Source organism: Pseudoxanthomonas sp. LjRoot143 (assembly GCF_964252945.1).
GTDB lineage: Bacteria > Pseudomonadota > Gammaproteobacteria > Xanthomonadales > Xanthomonadaceae > Pseudoxanthomonas_A.
The window spans coordinates 4,161,839-4,177,937 of record NZ_CAXUPM020000001.1 but is presented as its reverse complement, the minus strand read 5'-3'; the positions used below and the strand labels follow the sequence as shown (position 1 = coordinate 4,177,937).

The 16,099-nt window shown below is 68.3% G+C and carries 16 protein-coding genes; 6 read left to right on the top strand and 10 right to left on the bottom strand.

Going from position 1 to position 16,099, the window contains the following annotated elements; all coding sequences use genetic code 11:
• Positions 1-68: 68 nt before the first annotated feature.
• Both ACSQ1W_RS20070 and ACSQ1W_RS20065 read left to right on the top strand, forming a co-directional pair.
• On the top strand, positions 69-605 hold the full coding sequence (locus ACSQ1W_RS20070) for a hypothetical protein (RefSeq protein WP_192274246.1): 537 nt from the start codon (positions 69-71) through the stop codon (positions 603-605).
• Positions 606-665: 60 nt separating this feature from the next.
• On the top strand, positions 666-1,037 hold the full coding sequence (locus tag ACSQ1W_RS20065) for a hypothetical protein (protein ID WP_436045750.1): 372 nt from the start codon (positions 666-668) through the stop codon (positions 1,035-1,037).
• A 15-nt stretch (positions 1,038-1,052) separates the two neighbouring features.
• On the opposite strand, the gene ubiB is transcribed toward ACSQ1W_RS20065, so the two are convergent.
• From ubiB to oleC, 6 genes are all read right to left on the bottom strand, one after another.
• Positions 1,053-2,705 (bottom strand): ubiquinone biosynthesis regulatory protein kinase UbiB, encoded by a 1,653-nt coding sequence (ubiB, locus tag ACSQ1W_RS20060; RefSeq protein ID WP_436045749.1) that lies wholly within the window; start codon positions 2,703-2,705, stop codon positions 1,053-1,055.
• Entirely contained in the window at positions 2,702-3,343 is a 642-nt protein-coding gene (locus tag ACSQ1W_RS20055) for a ubiquinone biosynthesis accessory factor UbiJ (RefSeq protein ID WP_436045747.1), read from the bottom strand. Before ACSQ1W_RS20055 ends, ubiB begins: the two co-directional genes overlap by 4 nt.
• Before the next feature lie 117 nt (positions 3,344-3,460).
• Entirely contained in the window at positions 3,461-3,619 is a 159-nt protein-coding gene (locus ACSQ1W_RS20050) for a DUF1328 domain-containing protein (RefSeq protein WP_146388387.1), read from the bottom strand.
• Between the two features lie 148 nt (positions 3,620-3,767).
• Complete coding sequence (oleD, locus tag ACSQ1W_RS20045) at positions 3,768-4,769, bottom strand: 2-alkyl-3-oxoalkanoate reductase (protein ID WP_436045746.1); 1,002 nt, start codon at positions 4,767-4,769, stop codon at positions 3,768-3,770.
• Between the two features lie 12 nt (positions 4,770-4,781).
• The gene (locus tag ACSQ1W_RS20040) at positions 4,782-6,218 is read right to left on the bottom strand and encodes a hypothetical protein (protein ID WP_436045745.1); all 1,437 of its coding nucleotides are present in this window, start codon (positions 6,216-6,218) and stop codon (positions 4,782-4,784) included.
• A complete protein-coding gene (oleC, locus tag ACSQ1W_RS20035; protein WP_436045743.1) occupies positions 6,215-7,864 on the bottom strand; it encodes an olefin beta-lactone synthetase in 1,650 nt (549 codons plus the stop codon). The genes ACSQ1W_RS20040 and oleC overlap by 4 nt, the downstream gene beginning before the upstream one ends.
• Before the next feature lie 93 nt (positions 7,865-7,957).
• On the opposite strand from oleC, the gene ACSQ1W_RS20030 reads away from it, so the two are divergent.
• Positions 7,958-8,338 (top strand): YkgJ family cysteine cluster protein, encoded by a 381-nt coding sequence (locus ACSQ1W_RS20030; RefSeq protein WP_436045742.1) that lies wholly within the window; start codon positions 7,958-7,960, stop codon positions 8,336-8,338.
• A gap of 116 nt (positions 8,339-8,454) precedes the next feature.
• On the opposite strand, the gene ACSQ1W_RS20025 is transcribed toward ACSQ1W_RS20030, so the two are convergent.
• The 4 genes from ACSQ1W_RS20025 to ACSQ1W_RS20010 all read right to left on the bottom strand — a co-directional run bounded on the left by ACSQ1W_RS20025 (position 8,455) and on the right by ACSQ1W_RS20010 (position 13,873).
• Positions 8,455-9,345 carry an alpha/beta fold hydrolase gene (locus tag ACSQ1W_RS20025; protein ID WP_436045740.1) on the bottom strand — a complete coding sequence of 297 codons (891 nt, stop codon included), beginning with the start codon at positions 9,343-9,345 and terminating at the stop codon, positions 8,455-8,457.
• Positions 9,346-9,412: 67 nt separating this feature from the next.
• Entirely contained in the window at positions 9,413-10,429 is a 1,017-nt protein-coding gene (locus ACSQ1W_RS20020) for a 3-oxoacyl-ACP synthase III (RefSeq protein ID WP_192274237.1), read from the bottom strand.
• Positions 10,430-10,552: 123 nt separating this feature from the next.
• Entirely contained in the window at positions 10,553-10,870 is a 318-nt protein-coding gene (locus ACSQ1W_RS20015; protein WP_436045738.1) for a DUF4156 domain-containing protein, read from the bottom strand.
• Positions 10,871-11,011: 141 nt separating this feature from the next.
• Positions 11,012-13,873, bottom strand: coding sequence for a M16 family metallopeptidase (locus ACSQ1W_RS20010; RefSeq protein ID WP_436045736.1), 2,862 nt, complete (start codon positions 13,871-13,873; stop codon positions 11,012-11,014).
• Between the two features lie 139 nt (positions 13,874-14,012).
• Here ACSQ1W_RS20010 and ACSQ1W_RS20005 point away from each other — a divergent pair, with 139 nt between their 5' ends.
• The 3 genes from ACSQ1W_RS20005 (at position 14,013) to trmL (ending at position 16,086) form a co-directional block, all read left to right on the top strand.
• Positions 14,013-14,717, top strand: coding sequence for an SDR family oxidoreductase (locus ACSQ1W_RS20005; protein WP_436045734.1), 705 nt, complete (start codon positions 14,013-14,015; stop codon positions 14,715-14,717).
• Between the two features lie 397 nt (positions 14,718-15,114).
• Positions 15,115-15,495, top strand: a complete 381-nt coding sequence (locus tag ACSQ1W_RS20000; protein ID WP_436045732.1) for a hypothetical protein — start codon at positions 15,115-15,117, stop codon at positions 15,493-15,495.
• A 111-nt stretch (positions 15,496-15,606) separates the two neighbouring features.
• Positions 15,607-16,086, top strand: coding sequence for a tRNA (uridine(34)/cytosine(34)/5-carboxymethylaminomethyluridine(34)-2'-O)-methyltransferase TrmL (trmL, locus tag ACSQ1W_RS19995; RefSeq protein WP_436045731.1), 480 nt, complete (start codon positions 15,607-15,609; stop codon positions 16,084-16,086).
• Positions 16,087-16,099 lie beyond the last annotated feature (13 nt).

Below are 16,099 nucleotides of genomic sequence, written 5' to 3'. Positions count from 1 at the left end.
CGGCCGCCCGTGACGGATACGCGGCTGCCAGGCTGTACGACAGTACCAATGGACGGGATGGAGCCCACATGAACCTGTTTGCCCTTCTGCTTGCCGCAACAACACCAATCACTCCACATTGCGTCGCCGGCGATGAAGCCGCCACGGCACTTGCAGCGACGCGCGAAACACCTACGCCCCTCGGGCTGATCGTTGGCACAGGCAGCGACTGGGGCGCGAAATTCCTCATCGTCGGCACCACCCATCACCTTGGCGTCCCCGGGATTCCGACGCGCGAAGGCACGGAGCGGATCACCTACTACGCCGCAGGACGACAGCTGACCTGCAGCCAGGTGCTCGAACGCTCGACGTGCCCCGCGCTCGATCTGGAACTCCGCGCCTACCGTGATCGCGCCTATGCGGTGATGCACAACCGTTCGAAGTTGCGCGCCGGCGCGGCCTACCATCCGCCGTTTGCGTTGCTGCATGCGCAGGATGGGGACGGCAACGTCACCCGGATCGTCTCCACGCAGTCGGAGCACCCGCTCATGCATGACACGGCGCAGACCTTCTCCGCCATCGCCCCCTGCACGGCCGATGTAGACATGCGCATCGGCCAACCCTGATCATCGGAAGCGACGTCGCGGATCCACCCTCGCGACACGACGGAGCCGATGATGGAGCGCGTGAAGATCGTTCTGCGTAGCCTGCTGGCCCTGGCACTCGCCATCATCGCGATCCCGCTGGTGAACCTGGCCGGCAGCGAAGTGGCTGCGCTGCTCGGACTCCCGCCGGGCGGCGATACACGACTGGGTTACGACCTGCTGTGGGTCTTCCTGGCCGGTCTGGTGGGCAGCGCACTGATGGTCGGCGTGGCGACGATAGCGAAGACCGCGCATGCGTGGGCGATCTTTGCGATCTATCTGGCGCTGGATGCCTATGTCACCGTGGTGGCGTGGAACGACTTCCCGCGCTGGTTCACGCTCGCCTGCCTGCTGACGTTGCCGTTGCAGGTGTGGCTGGGCTGGTGGCTGGTCTGGGGTCGCAAGCGCGCTTGAGCGCGCACGCACGAATCAGCGCCGCGGCCACGCCGCGAGCAATGCCCACAGGCCGCCGATGCCGGCGATCCATGCGGCGGCGGGCACGTCGAACAGGCTGGGCCCGCCGGCTTCCAGCGCGTACAGCACGGCCGCGACGATCAGCAGGCCGACGCCGAGGATCGCGGCGACCACGCGGCGCTGCATGCCCTTCATCGTCAGCGCGAGATCGGCGAGATCCTTCGAACGCAGCGCGAGTTCGTGCCGGCCCTCGACCTGCTGGCTGAGCCATGCGTGCACCAGCCGCGGCATGTCGGGTGCGTGGGTCATGATTTCCGGCAGGCGCTTGCGGAATTCCTGCGCGGCGCGCTGCGGGCTGTAGCGCTCCAGCAGGATGCGCTCCAGCACCGGCCGCGCCACGGCCCAGATGTCGATCTGCGGATCGAGCTGGCGGCCCACGCCTTCGATGTTGAGCAGCGTCTTCTGCAGCAGGATCAGCTGCGGCTGCAACGTCAGCTCGTAGCGCTGCGCGGTGCGGAACAGCTTGGCCAGCACTTCGGCCAGCGAGATCTCGCTGAGCGGGCGGGTGAAGTACGGCTCGCAGACCGCGCGCGCGGCGGCTTCCAGTTCGTCGATGCGGATGTGCGACGGCATCCAGCCGGCCTGCACATGCAGCTCGGCGATGCGGCGGTAATCGCGGTTGAAGATCGCCATGAAGTTCTCGGCGAGCCAGTACTGGTCGTCGCGCGAGAGCTGGCCCATGATGCCGAAATCCAGCGCGATGAAACGCGGATCGGTCTTGCGTTCTGGATCGACCCAGATGTTGCCGGCGTGCGCATCGGCATGGAAGAAGTTGTCGCGGAACACCTGCTGGTAGAACACGCGCACGCCCTTCGCGGCGAGCGCCTTGCGGTCGATGCCGGCGGCGTCGAGGGCGGCGATGTCGTCGGACGGGATGCCGCGCACGCGCTCCATCGTCATCGCGCGCTCGGCAGTATGCGACCAGATCACCTCGGGCACGTACAGGTCGGGTGAGTCGGCCCAGTTGCGCCGCAGCAGGCTGGCGTTGCCGGCTTCGCGCTGCAGGTCGAGTTCGGCGGCCAGCGTGTTCTCGATCTCGGCGACGACTTCGCGCGGACGGATCTTGTCGGCGTTGGGATGCGCGCGTTCGACGATGGCGGCGATGCTTTCCAGCAGTGCGATGTCGCCGGCGATCTGCTTGCGGATGTCCGGGCGCAGCACCTTGACCACGACCTCGCGCCCGCCGGGCAGCGTGGCCGCATGCACCTGCGCGATGGAGGCCGAGGCCAGCGGCGTGGTGTCGAACTGCTCGAAGGCTTCGTGGATCGGACGGCCGAGCTCCTCTTCGACCAGCACGCGGGCGCGGTCGCCGTCGAACGGAGCGACGCGGTCCTGCAGCAGGGTCAGTTCTTCGGCGATGTCCGGCGGGATCAGATCGCGCCGCGTCGAGAGGATCTGGCCGAACTTGACGAAGATCGGGCCGAGTTCCTGCAGCGCCAGACGCAGGCGTGCACCGCGCGGCTGCGCGGCGATCTCGGCAGACGCACGCGGCACGAACGGACGGCCGAGGCGCAGCCAGCGTTCGACCGGTGTGCCGTCGAGCAGGTCATCGAGGCGATAGCGAAGCAACACGCGGCCAATGCGGCTGGCCCGCAACACCGACCTCATGCGCGCTGCTCCACGCGCGCGGCGAGACGTCCTACCCGAACCGCCATGCGTTCGACATCGTCGCGGATCGCATCGACGTCGTCATGGAAGGCGTTGAGTTCCTCGCGGCCGACGACGTCGCGCGATTCCTCGGTGACGTACTCGGCGGCGCTTTCCGCCAGGTTGCCGGCGGCGGTACGCGCCTGTTGCAGGCCGCCGCGCACGGCGTTCGCGACCTGGACGCCGATCACGTCGCCGAACACGCGGGTGAAGGGCAACGACCAGTCGGGATCGAAACGCGTGGCGAGCGTCTGCAGGCGGCGTGCGAGATCGGCATCGCCGGAGACCTTGACCTTGCCGACGGCGGTGGCGTGGTCTCGGCGGAAGAACGGCAGTTGTCCGAGCAGGCCGCCGAGCGTGCTGCGCACGGCAAGGTCGGCTTCCAGCACTTCACTGGCAGGGCCCACCTGCAGCCGGCCACCACCGACCATGATGTCCATCGCCAAGGGCGGTACATCGACCTTCAACTGGATGCGACGCCCTTCGAGCGGCAGCAAGGCCGCGGAGGTGTCGGGATCAAGCGCGAGCGCCTGATTGAGCGCGATTTCCAGCGCGCGGCCGGCGAGCGGTTTGAGGGCATCGAACGGAGACAGGTCCATGCGGCCATTCTAGCGGCAAAGCCTTGTTTGCCCCGCCCGCCCTTCCGCCAGCATCGTGCAGGCTCGGGGCGGGCTCGACGGCATCCTGCCGTCCCGGCGGGGAGAGACGGTGATGCGTCAGACGCGCTTGCCGCGCAGCAGCGAGATGATCGCCAGGATCACGAAGACGACGAACAGCACCCACGCGATGTTGGTGGCGGCGCCGGCGATGCCGCTGAAACCCAGCACGGCGGCGATGAGCGCGATGACGAAGAAAATGACGGCGTAGCGCAGCATGGAAACTCCTTTTGGCATCTGGCCAGTGGTACAGCCGGAAGTGGCGTGGGCCATGCTGGAATGCCGGGAGTCATCGTCGCGTGAGCGTGCGCCGTGCGCAGACGGATTCGCTTAAGCGTGGTGAGGGGCGCGTGAAGCACCCATCGGCTCAGACCGGGTGGTCGCGCAGCCAGGCGCGCAGCCGCTCGAAGCCTTCCTCCATCGACACGCGCGGCACATAACCGAAGTCGCGGCGCGCCGGCGCCATGTCGTACCAGTGCGCGGTGCTCAGCTGTTCGGCGAGGAAGCGCGTCATCGGCGGTTCGCCCTTCAGCGGCAGGACCGTCCACAGCGTCTCGCAAACCGCACCGATGCGGTAGGCGGCGGTGAACGACAGCTGCTTGTCGGCGCGCGGCGCGCCCGCCGTTTCCAGCAGCGCATTGAGCAGCTTGCGCATCGGCCACGGCTCGCCGTTGGAGATGAAGTAGGCTTTGCCGGCGCAGGCGGCGCCTGGTGCAAGGTGGTCGAACGCATCGAAATGCGCCTGCGCGGCGTTGTCGATGTAGGTGGTGTCGACGTGGTTCTCGCCGCTGCCGACGATGCGCAGGCGACCGGCGCGCGCGCGCGACACCAGGCGCGGCAGGATCTGGTGGTCGCCCGGTCCCCAGATGAGGCGCGGTCGCAGCGCCACCGTCGCCAGCGTGGCGTCGTTGGCGGCCAGCACCGCCTTCTCCGCGATCATCTTGGTGGTGGCGTAGGGCGCCTTGAACCCCTCGCCGTACGGTACGTCGGCCGCGCTGCCCCCTTCGACCGGATGCGTCGCGCGGTGCGTCACGCTGGGCGTGGAGGTGTAGACCAGACGACCGATGCCATGCGCGCGGCACGCGTCCAGCACGTTCTGGGTACCGACGACGTTGGCGTCGTGGTAGCTCTTGTAGCTGCCCCAGGCACCCGCCTTGGCGGCGTTGTGGAAGATCGCGTCGACGCCTTGCGCGGCATGCGTCACCGCATGGCCGTCCGCCAGATCGCCCTGCACCTGGCCAACGCCGAGTTCGCGCAGCACCGGGTAGTTCCCGCGGTTGAAGCTGATGACCTCATGCCCGCGCTCGACCAGGCCACGGCACAGTGCCTGCCCCAGAAAACCACCGCCACCGGTGACGAGAATCTTCATGTTGCGGGTTCCTCAGGAAAGCGATGACGAAGGGGGCATGCGCAGCGTGAGCAGGCCGCGCGCAAAGAAGCGATGCTGGCGCTCGATCCGCGCCATCTCCTCGCCCGGCAGGGCGTGCGCGGCACGGCCGAGCAGGTCGCGGAGCAGCGCGCATTCGGCAGCCTCCAGCACCGTGGTGGCGTAATCGTTGAAGCACACGCCGGTGCCGAGGTCGAGGCTGCGCACCAGCGGACTGGTCGCCACCTCGAGCTCGTCGAAGGCGGGCACCGGCGGGGCCGCCTCATCCAGCGACGCCAGCGCCTGCGCGAGATCGGTACCGAAGTTCGCCATCGACCAGGTGGCCGCGATCCTGTCGCGACCACGTGCGCAGGCGCGTCGTGTTTCGTCGGGCGCGGCCAGATCCTGTGCGATCCGCTCGGCCACCGCGCGGTACGCGCGCAGGTCCGGCCCCTGTCCGGGCACCGGCGCCATGCCGGCGGTTTCCAGCACCTGGATCCCCTGCTCCGGCGGCAGCAGGTGACGGTTGTTGCCGACACCATTCGTATAGACCGGACAACCCTGGTACACCGATTCCAGCGGGTAGAAGCCGAACGGCTCGGGGAAGCGGTTGTAGGCCAGCGCGAAGCGGCAGGCGCGCATGACCTGCACGACCGCGCGCTGTGTCAGATGCGGCAGCGGCACGAAGAAATCCGCGCAACGGAAACCGGTGCCGGCGAGCATCTCGTCGAGGGCAGCGCAGCGCTCCTGGCTGAGCGATGCGTCGGAGATCAGCAGCATCACGCGCGCGGTGCCGGTCTCGCGTGCGCGGACGTTCAGCCAGTAGAGGATGGCGACAGTGGCGACCAGGTCCTGCTTGTCGTGCTGCAGGGCATGGCCCAGCACCGCCTTGTCCGCCAACGCCAGCACGCCGGCGGGCAGGTCGTTCCCCTGCGCGAAACCCGGATGGCCGTCGGGCGCCTCCACGCAGGGCACCGGCAGGCGCACATCGCGCGTAGCGGCGACACCGACGGGATTCAGCAGGCGGCGTCGCGTCCAGTCGGGCGTGGCGAACAGGGCGCGCAGCACGTCCGCCTGATAGGGCGAATTGCCCAGGTGCAGGTCGACGGCGGCGTTGGTCAGCCAGTTGCCGGTGCCGTACACCAGGCCGTGGTACAGCACCACGTTGCGCGCGGCGTGCGTCCGGTCCGGCGGCAGCACCAGCGTGCCGGCGCCGTCGTACAACGCGATGTCGGCGCGCGGTCGCCCGGCGTGGCGTGCGTATTCCGCTGCGAGGGCGAACGGCAGCATGGCTTCTTCGGTGCCGCCCCCGGCCAGCGGCGGCTGGAAGCCGTCCACCTGCATCCCGCGCGCTTCCAGCAGCGGCCGGATGGCGTCGTTGACGTAGCCCACCGATCCCAGGAACGGCGGCCCCCCGGTGCGCGACAGGAAAAGGCTGACCGTGTCCGTCATCGGCGCGACCCGTCGGCGAGCTCCGAGGCCGCCCACACAGCCAGCTTTTCGCGGCCGATCTTGGCGTTGTGGCGGATATCGACCGGGAAGCCCGGGTGCGGCAGGTAGGCGGTGATGCGCGCGGTGTGCGGATGGCGTGCGGCGATCGCACGCAGCTCCACCTCGATGCGCGCAGGCTCGGCGGTGACGCCGGGCTGCAGTTCGTAGCAGAGCACGGGACGCTGCTGACCGGGCTCGCCGACGCCGACCAGTGCGGTGCGCCGCACCTGCGGATGCGTGTTGAAGACGGGTTCGACCTGTTCGGTATAGAGCGGACCGTCGGCGGTTTCGACGCGCTGCGTCTTGCGGCCGCAGAACCACAGCCGGCCCTCTTCGTCGAACCAGCCGACGTCGCCCATGCGGTGCACGACGCGCTCGCTGCCGTCGGCTTGCGTCTCGCGGATCTTGGCGATGCGGGTGGCGGCGTCGCGGCGGAAGTAGGTGTCGGTGGCGGTGGGTCCGGCGACGGTGATCTCGCCGACCTCGCCATCCTTCAGTAGCTCGACCTCGGCCCAGTCGGCGATGGCGTCATCGGTGATGCGGATGATGCGGACCTCGTTCGGCGGCACGGCACGGCCGACGCAGGTGCCGGCGCCGGCTTCGGTCGCCGCGCGTGTCGACTCCAGCTCGCATCCTTCGATGACGGCGACCGGCAGGCATTCGGTGGCGCCGTACGGTGTCCAGAACTGGCCGGTCTCGGGCAGCAGCGTGCGGATCTTCGCCACCACGTCCGGCGGCACCGGCGCGCCGGCGGAGGTCACGCGCTGCACCGTCGGCAATGGTTGGCCGTGATCGGCGAGCACCTTCATCAGCGCCGGCGAACCGAACAGCTGGGTGACGCCGAAGCGTGCGATGGCGTCGTGCAGCTTGTGGGGATCGGCGCTGGCCGGACGCGTGGGATCCATGTCGGGAATCACCGAGGTCAGGCCGAGCGCGGGATCGAACAGCGCGAACGGCGGGAACGTCGGCAGGTCGACGCCACCGGGCTGCATGCCGAACGCGCTGCGCAGCAACTCGATCTGCGCGACGAAATGGCGGTGGCGATACACCACGCCCTTCGGCACGCCGGTGGAGCCGCTGGTGAACAGGATGCCGGCGACGTCGTCGGGCGCGGTGGCCGCGAGCTGCGGGCCGGCCCCGGCGCCGCGCGCCTCGATCTTCGCCAGTGTGGTGCCACCCCAGGCCCAGCGCGTGCCGACGGTGACGATCTTCTTCGCCGACTTCGCCCAGCCCAATACGCAGCGCGCGACCTGCGCCAGCGGGATGCCGATGAAGGCGTCGGGCTCGGCTTCGTCCAGGCACTGCTTCAGCGCGCGGCGGTCGATGCCCGGGTCGACCAGCACCGGCACGGCGCCGGCCTTGAACAGCGCGAACATCAGCAGGAAGAACTCCGGCGACGGCCGCACCATCACCACCGCGCGCGTGCCGCGGCCGATGCCGTAGGCACCGAGCCCGGCGGCGATGGCGTCGCTGCGCGCGTCCAGCTGCGCGTAGGTGAGGTCGCGGGTGTAGCGGCCTGCGCCGTCGGGGCAGCGCATCGCCACCTGGTCGGGCCGCTCGCGGGCCAGCCGGGGCAGGCTGGCGGCGATGTTGCACGGTTCGGTCATGCGGCCATTGTCGCCGCTGGACGGTACTTGCGTCAGCCCGCGGCGTTGGCAGAATGCGCGTCCCGCCCGCGCACCGCCGCCAGCCGACCTCCGATGCATCCCTGCCTGACCTGCGGCGCCTGCTGCGCCCACTTCCGCGTCAGCTTCCACTGGAGCGAAGCGGATCCCGACCAGGGCGGCGTGGTGCCGATCGAACTGACCGAGCCGTTGCGCGTGCACGAGCGCGTGATGCGCGGCACATCGCAGAAGAGTCCGTGGTGCGTGGCGCTGGATGCCGACATCGGCCGCTACAGCCGCTGCACGATCCACGACCGGCGTCCGTCGGTCTGCGCGCTGGTACCGGCGTCGCTGGAGTTCGGCGAACGCAGCGCGCAGTGCGACAAGGCACGGCTGGCGCACGGGCTGCCGCTGCTGGAGGAAGCCGACTGGGTGGGCGTGGTGGAGGCGGACAAGAATCCGCTACCGGAGATTTGACCGCCTGGCGTAGAGCCGAGCTTGCTCGACTGCTTCCTGCGGGGTGGCAGACCACTGGAGATCAGCGGAGCAAGCTCCGCTCTACGGCAAGAACGATCAACCCTCGGGACGAAAGCTCAAGCCAACGGATGGCGATCCAGGAAATCGCGGATCAGCGGCACCAGGATCTCGTGTTTGTCTTCCAGCACGTAGTGGCCGGCATCTTCGTACGCGTGCACTTCGGCGTTCGGCAGCGCGGCGCGGAAGCCGTCGAGGAAGTGACGATCGAACACGAAGTCCTTCAGTCCCCAGCCTAGGAACACGGGGCGGTCGGCGAACGACGGCAGTGCCTTGCCGGCAGCGTCGAGCAGCGGCCACGCCTTGTCCCGCGGGCCCAGCGGGATGTCCTGCATGAAGCGGATGGTGGAGATGCGGTTCGCCCACGTGTTGTACGGCGACACGTAGGCGCGGCGCACGTCGGCCGGCATGCGCCGCTCGACGCCGATCCACGACGCGCCTGCGGAGAAGGCATTGAAGCCGCGGATGATCCACTCGCCGATCGTCCAGTCGCGACCCAGCCCGATCTGCCACGGCATCTTCTTAGCGGCGGGCATCGGGAACGCGGCGGTGTTGGTGACCACCAGTCGCTTCACCTGCACGGCGTGCGACAGCGCCCAGCCGAAGCCGATCATGCCGCCCCAGTCGTGCACGGCCAGCGTGACCGGGCCGGTGATGCCCAGGTGTTCCAGCAGCGCGGCCACGTCGTCGACGCGCGACTGCAGGGTGTATTCGTAGCGACTGTCATCCGGCTTGTCGGACAGGCCCATGCCGATGTGGTCGGGCACGATGCAGCGGTACTTGTCGGACAGCCCCGCCACCAGCGTGCGCCAGTAATAGCTCCACGACGGATTGCCGTGCAGCATCACCACCACCTCGCCCTCGCGCGGGCCTTCGTCGAGATAGTTCATCGACAGGCCAGGGCGGACCTCGAAGCGCTTCGGATGGGAGGGATAGCCGGGAAGGTTCATCGTGCGTCGCCGCCGTCAAAGAAAAGGGCCGGCGAACCGGCCCCTGGAAGGCTCATGCGGGGTGGGATTACCACTCCACCTCGGCCATCGTGCAGTTCAGGCCCGAGCCGATGCCGAGCAGCGCGATGCGGTCGCCCTTCTTCAGCTTGCCCAGTTCCTTCAGCTTGCTCAGCACGATCGGCACGCTGGCCGGGCCGATGTTGCCGTGTTCGGTGAAGATGGTCATGACCTTCTGCGGGTCGATGCCGAAGGACTTCACGAACGCCTGCGTGTGCGGGCGGCTGACCTGGTGGATGACGAACTGGTCCAGTTCGTCCACCGCCCAGCCCAGCGCGACCTTGGCGGCGGCGAAGGTCTTGTTGGCCAGCTTCATGCCCTCGATCAGCAGCATGCGCGTGTCGGTAACCATGCGATCCAGGTTGCCGCGGCAGAGCTTGTTCCACTCGGTCGCCGAGCGGGTCACACCGCCCTTGTAGCGCGGCGCTTCAGGCGCCAGCGCGCGACGCGTCAGCACCATCGCCACGGCGCCGCAGCCCAGGGTCAGGGCGGCCAGTTCGTCGCGGAACTGCTGTTCGGTGACGTCGGGGGCGTTGAGGCGCTCGATGGTCTTTTCGTAGACCAGGTTGGCGGTCTCGCCGTCGACGACCAGCGCGTAGTCGATCTCGTCGCGCTCCAGCATGCGGGCGGCGATGTCCATGCCGTTGATGAAGGCCAGGCAGGCGTTGGCGACGTCGAAGGTCTGGCAGTGGTCGCCCACGCCCAGGTTGCCGCAGACGATGCTGGCCGTGGACGGCTCCAGGTAGTCGCGGCTGACCGAGGTGTTGACCACCAGGCCGACCTTGTCGGCACCGATGCCGGCGTCTTCCAGCGCCTTCCGGGCGGCGAGCGTGGCGGCGTCGGAGGCCTGCACGTCGGCGTCCCACAGACGGCGGGCATGCACGCCGGCCACGTCGTTCAACACGTCGGTCTTGATGCCCAGGCGGTCGAGCGTGGGCTGCAGACGGGCGTTGATTTCAGCGGACGTCAGCGTGTGCGGCGCATCGATATGCGCCAGTCCCGCGATGGAGACATTCTTGAAGAGCATCGAGGTTAGCGCCAAGGCTCAGGCGAAGGGGCCGACAAGGGTAACGGCTTCCCGCCTTCACCGCATCTTTACGAGGACGCTGGACCCGCGAGGCCCCGCCTCAAATGTGACTCAGTTCACATTTTATCGGCCGCAACGGTAGGCCGCGAACTTCTGCTCGCCGTCCACCGGGTCGCCCATCGGCTGGAGGGTGTCGGCCTGCACGCCGGGCGCTTCGTTGCGGGCCATGGTTTCCAGCTCATCCCGCACGCGCAGGGTGTTGCGCTCGTAGAACGCCAGGCTGCCGGGCACCTTCACCGTCACTTCGCTGCGCTTTTCGCAGCCGGAGGGCGCGGCGCCGGCCGGCACCACGCGCACCGTCTTGGCTTCGGGGGCAAGGTGCACCCAGGTGCAGGCGGACAACAGCAGCGTGGACGCGGCAGCAATCAGGACGAGACGCATCGGGGTCACCTTGGAGTGTGAGTCGTGGCCATTCTGGCCGATGCCGGATGAATCGATCCGGGCCATGCGCCGCCCCGTTCCCCGGCATCAGGCCGGGGAACGGGAACGGAAGACGTCGACCGGCGACGTCGCAGGCGCGGCTTACTTCTTGATGTTGCCGTCGGCGTCCAGCTCGACGGCGTCGCCCAGTTGCAGCGCGCGGACCGACTCGCCGACCTTGGACAGGTCACCGACCACGACCCAGGTCAACGAGGACGGCGACAACGTGCCGGCGGCCTTGGCGACGTCGGCCGCACCGATCGCCTCGTTGCGCGCCTTGTACTGCACGATGTAGTCGTCCGGCCGGCCATAGCGCTGGTTGGAGGCGATCTGGCCCAGCACGGCGGACGCGGTCTCGTAGGCACCCGGCAGTTCCAGCGTGTTCGCCGCGCGGATCTTGGTGATCTCGTCGGGCTTGGCCGGGGCCTGGCCGGTGGCGAACTCGCTGATTTCCTTCTGCAGTTCCTTCATCGAGTCGGCCGTGCGGTCGCTCTGCACGGCGGCGCTGGCCCACCAGGGGCGCTGGCCGAGCGAGTTGCGCGCACCGCTGTAGGAGCCGTACGCCCAGTGCTTGTCCTCGCGCAGGTTCATGTTGAGGCGCGAGCTGAACTGTCCCCCCAGCACGCCGTTGGCGAAGTCGAAATCGATGGTGCCGGCGTCACCGGTCGGCGGCACCAGCTGTGCGGCGTAGACGTTCGACTGGATGGCGCCCGGCTGGTCGATCAGGAACACGCGCGCCTTGGCCGCGTTGGCGACCTTCGGCACGGCGGCCAGCTTCGGCGCATTCGGCGCCGCCTTCCAGTCGCCCAGGCGGGCTTCCAGCAGCGGCACGATCTCGGCCAGCGTGGTGTCGCCGACGATGGTGATGCGCGCCTGCGACGGCTGCAGCCAGTCGCGATGGAAGGCGACCAGATCGTCGCGGGTCAGCGAGGCGATCGATGCTTCCGTGCCCGAGCCGGTGAACGGGATGGCATACGGATGGCCCGCGCCGTACAGCAGCGGCGGCAGCGTGCGCAGCGCAGCGGTCTGCGGGCGTGCCTTCTCCTGCTTGATGCCGGCGATCCAGGTGGCGCGCACACGCTCCACTTCGCCCGGGGCGAAGGTCGGACGACGCAGCACGTCGGCCAGCAGGTCCAGCGATGGCGCCAGCTTGTCGGTCAATGCCGACAGGCCGACCGAGGCCGAATCCAGCCCGGCACCGGTCGTCAGTTCCGCTCCCAGCGCTTCCTTGCGGGCGGCGAAATCAAGCGCGCCGTACTCGCCGGCACCTTCGTCCATCATCTGCAGCGCGAAGCTGGCGGTGCCGAGCTTCTTGCCGACGTCGGCGGCGTAACCGCCGGGGAACTCGACGTTGAACTGCACCACGGGCGTTTCATGGCGCTCGGCCAGCGTGACCTGCATGCCGTTGGACAGCGTGGCGCGCTGCACGGCCGGGAACTTCAGGTCGGGGAACGTGGTGGTCTTCGGCACGCCGGCCTTCCGGTCGACCGTGCTGGGCGTGGTCTTGAACTTCGGATCGACCTTCGGCGTGGCCGCCGTGGTGGCCGGTGCGGCGAATACGGTTTCCGGCAGGGCCGAGGCCGGGGTCTCGCTCGGCTGCACGAGGATGGTGTGCGAGCCGCCGCTCAGCCACTTCCTGGCCGCGGCCTGGACCTCGGCCGGGGTCGCGCTGGCGTAGATGGCCAGGTCGTCCTTGTAGCAGTCCGGCTTGCTCTGGTAGACGGCGCACGAGGCCAGCACGTCGGACTTGCCGCCGAAGCCGCCGATGCGCTCGATGCCGCGCACGAAGCCGGCCACGCCGGAGACGCGCGCGCGTTCCAGTTCCTCGGCCGTCGGGCCCTGGGTGATCAGGCGCTTGAGTTCCTCGTCCAGCGCCGCCTCGACCTTGGCAGGATCGACGCCTTCCTTGACCGTGGACATCAGGAAGAAGGTGCCGCTGATCTCGCTGCTCCACTGGTAGGCGGACGCCTGGTCGGCGATCTTCTCGCCGTGCACCAGCCGCGTGTCGAAGCGCGAGGCCGCGCTGCCGCCGAGCACCTGCGCGAACAGGTCGAGCAGCGTGGCGTCCTTCGTGCCCATCTCGGCGACGGGCCAGGCGCGGTAGACACGCACCTGCGGCACGCGGTCCGGGATGGTCTCGCGGGTGTCCTTGGCGTGCGTGGGGATGTTGGTCTTCATGTCCGCCAGCGTGGCGCTGGCCGGGATGTCGCCGAAATAGCGGGTGACCTTTTCCTTGGCGGTGGCGACGTCGATGTCGCCGGCCAGCACCAGCACCGCGTTGTTCGGGCCATACCAGCTGCGGAACCAGGTCTTCACGTCGTCCAGCGTGGCGGCGTCGAGATCGGCCATCGAGCCGATGGTCTGCCAGCTGTAGGGATGGCCGGCGGGATACAGCGCCTCGAACATGCGCGCGCTGATGCGGCGGCCGTAGGGCTGGTTCTCGCCCTGGCGTTTTTCGTTCTGCACCACGCCGCGCTGCTCGTCGAGCGCCTTCTGGTCGATCGCGCCGAGCAGGTGGCCCATGCGGTCGGACTCCATCCACAGCGCCATGTCGAGCGCGGTGGTCGGCACGTTCTGGAAATAGTTGGTGCGGTCCTGGTTGGTGGTGCCGTTCTGGTCGGTGGCGCCGACCAGCTCGAACGGAGTGAAGAACTCGCCGTCGTGGTTCTCGCTGCCCTGGAACATCAGGTGTTCGAACAGGTGCGCGAAGCCGGTACGGCCCGGGGTCTCGTTCTTGCTGCCCACGTGGTACCAGATGTTGACCGCCACGATCGGCGCCTTGCGATCGGTATGCACGATCACCCGCAGCCCGTTCGGCAGGGTGAATTCCTCGTAGGGGATCACGATGTCCGCGCCGGCGGCCGGCTTCGCATACGTCGGGGCCGGTGCGTACGCCAGGCCTCCGAGGGCGGCGGACAGGGCAACGGCGAGCAGGGCGGCACGGGGCCGGCGGGAAAGGGACATGGACACTCCTTTGACTACTGAATGGGCCTGCAGAACCGTCGATGCTAGCCGCCGCCCGCGGTCATTACACTAGGCCACAAGCCATGACCAACGGCATGGGAACCGCTGGCGCATGGCCATCGACCCGCGTGGAGGCGACATGGACCGCAAGCACTGCCTGGTGACCGGGGCCAACCGCGGCCTGGGACTGGAACTGGCCACCCAGTTGCTGGCCCGCCAGCGGCATGTGGTCGCGACCTGCCGCCACCCCGGCAAGGCGACGGCGTTGAACCGTTTGGCCGGCGAGCATCCGGGGCGCCTGCACGTGCTGCCGCTGGACGTGGCCGATGCCCGCAGCCGCGATGCGCTGCTGCGCGACCTGCCCCTGGTCACCGATGAGCAGCCACTGCACCTGCTCATCAACAACGCCGGCGTGCTCCGCGGCGGCGAACGCTTCGGCCAGGTTGCTGCCGCCGACCTGGAGGCGAGCTTCCACACCCATGCCGTCGGCCCCTTCCTGCTGACGCAGGCACTCGCGCCGCACCTCGCGGACGGCGCGGTGGTGGCGAACATCTCGTCCGAGATCGGCTCGATCGCGCTGCGGCAGGAATTCCGCACACCCAGCTACGCCATCGGTAAGGCCGCGCAGAACATGGTCACGTCGCTGCTCTCGCAAGCCTTGGCGCCGCGCGGCATCAACGTCGTCGCCCTGCACCCGGGCTGGGTGCGTACCGACATGGGCGGCGACAACGCCGCGCTATCTGTAGCGGAATCCGCGGCAGGCCTGCTGCAGGTGATCGATCACCTCACGCCCGAAGACAGCGGGCGCTTCCTCGACTGGCAGGGCGGACCGCTGCCCTGGTGAAACTGAACGTTGGCTGCGCCGATCCGCACACAGCGCAACGTTTCCGAGTTGAACGGCATCCAAACACTTGCGCACCGGAATGACCGGGCGCGGGGCGAAGCGGCGTGTTCGCAGTCACAACGAACATCACCGCCCGTCTTGATTCAGGCAGGACGGACACCGGACGGACAGACGTTCCGGACAGCGGACACGCAGGAAGCGAAAGAAATACAGAAATATCAATAACTTGTGTTTGGCATGGTTTCTGCGTTCCCAAGAACAAGAAAGCGCAGCATCCGGCAAACCTGACTGAAGCCTGAATCAAATCACCAGAACGAAAAGTTTTGCTTGATCGCTCTGTCTAGGTGTACTACCTTACTACCACACCACCCAACAACATCACTACAGAGGCATGACAATGAACGCCAAGAACCTCCTCCCCCTGACCGCCGCCGCCGTGTTCGCCCTGTGTGCCGGCGCCATGGTCGTCTCGGCCACCCACGCCGACAACAACCACAACGTCGCCAGCCAGGCCACCCGCATCGTCGACCTGCCGACCGTGACGGTCACGCCGAACGCCGAAGACCTGGCGCACTACAACACCTACAAGGACACCAAGATCGTCGACCTGGCCACGGTCACCGTGACGCCGACCGCCGAAGACCTGGCCCAGTTCGTCGCCCAGCAGGCGGTTCGCGTGATCGACATGCCGGTGGTCACCGTGCGCCCGTCGGCCGAGGACATGCAGCAGATCGCGGTGCAGGCGGGCGTGCTGGCCGGCCAGCTGGCTTCGCGCTGATACGCAGGCAACACACGCTTCACCTGCGTCATCGCGCAAGCCGGCTGCGGCCGGAGTTCCACCGCAACACCCCGCCCGTGAGGTCGTGCAGCGCCGCGTAGAATGCGCGCCATGACCGACACCCTGGACATCGACGTCCTGCTGTACCAGCCGGAAATTCCCCCGAATACCGGCAATGCCATCCGCCTCTGCGCGAACACCGGCGCGCGGCTGCACCTGATCGAACCGCTCGGGTTCGCATTGGAAGACAAGCAGCTCAAGCGCGCCGGCCTGGACTACCACGAATACGCCACGCTGCAGGTCCACGCCTCGCTCGATGCGGCCCTGCAGCACATCCGCCCTGCGCGCCTGTTCGCGCTCAGCACGCGGGGCAGTGTCCGCCACGACCAGCCCGCCTACGGTCCGGGTGATGCCTTCCTCTTCGGTCCTGAAACACGCGGCCTGCCGCAGGACGTACTGGACGGTGTGCCCGAAGGCCAGCGCATCCGCCTGCCGATGCGCCCGCACAACCGCAGCCTCAACCTGTCCAACACGGTGGCCGTGGTGGTGTTCGAGGCGTGGCGACAGGCGGGATTCGTCGGCGGTGGGTGACCGGCGTTTTTGT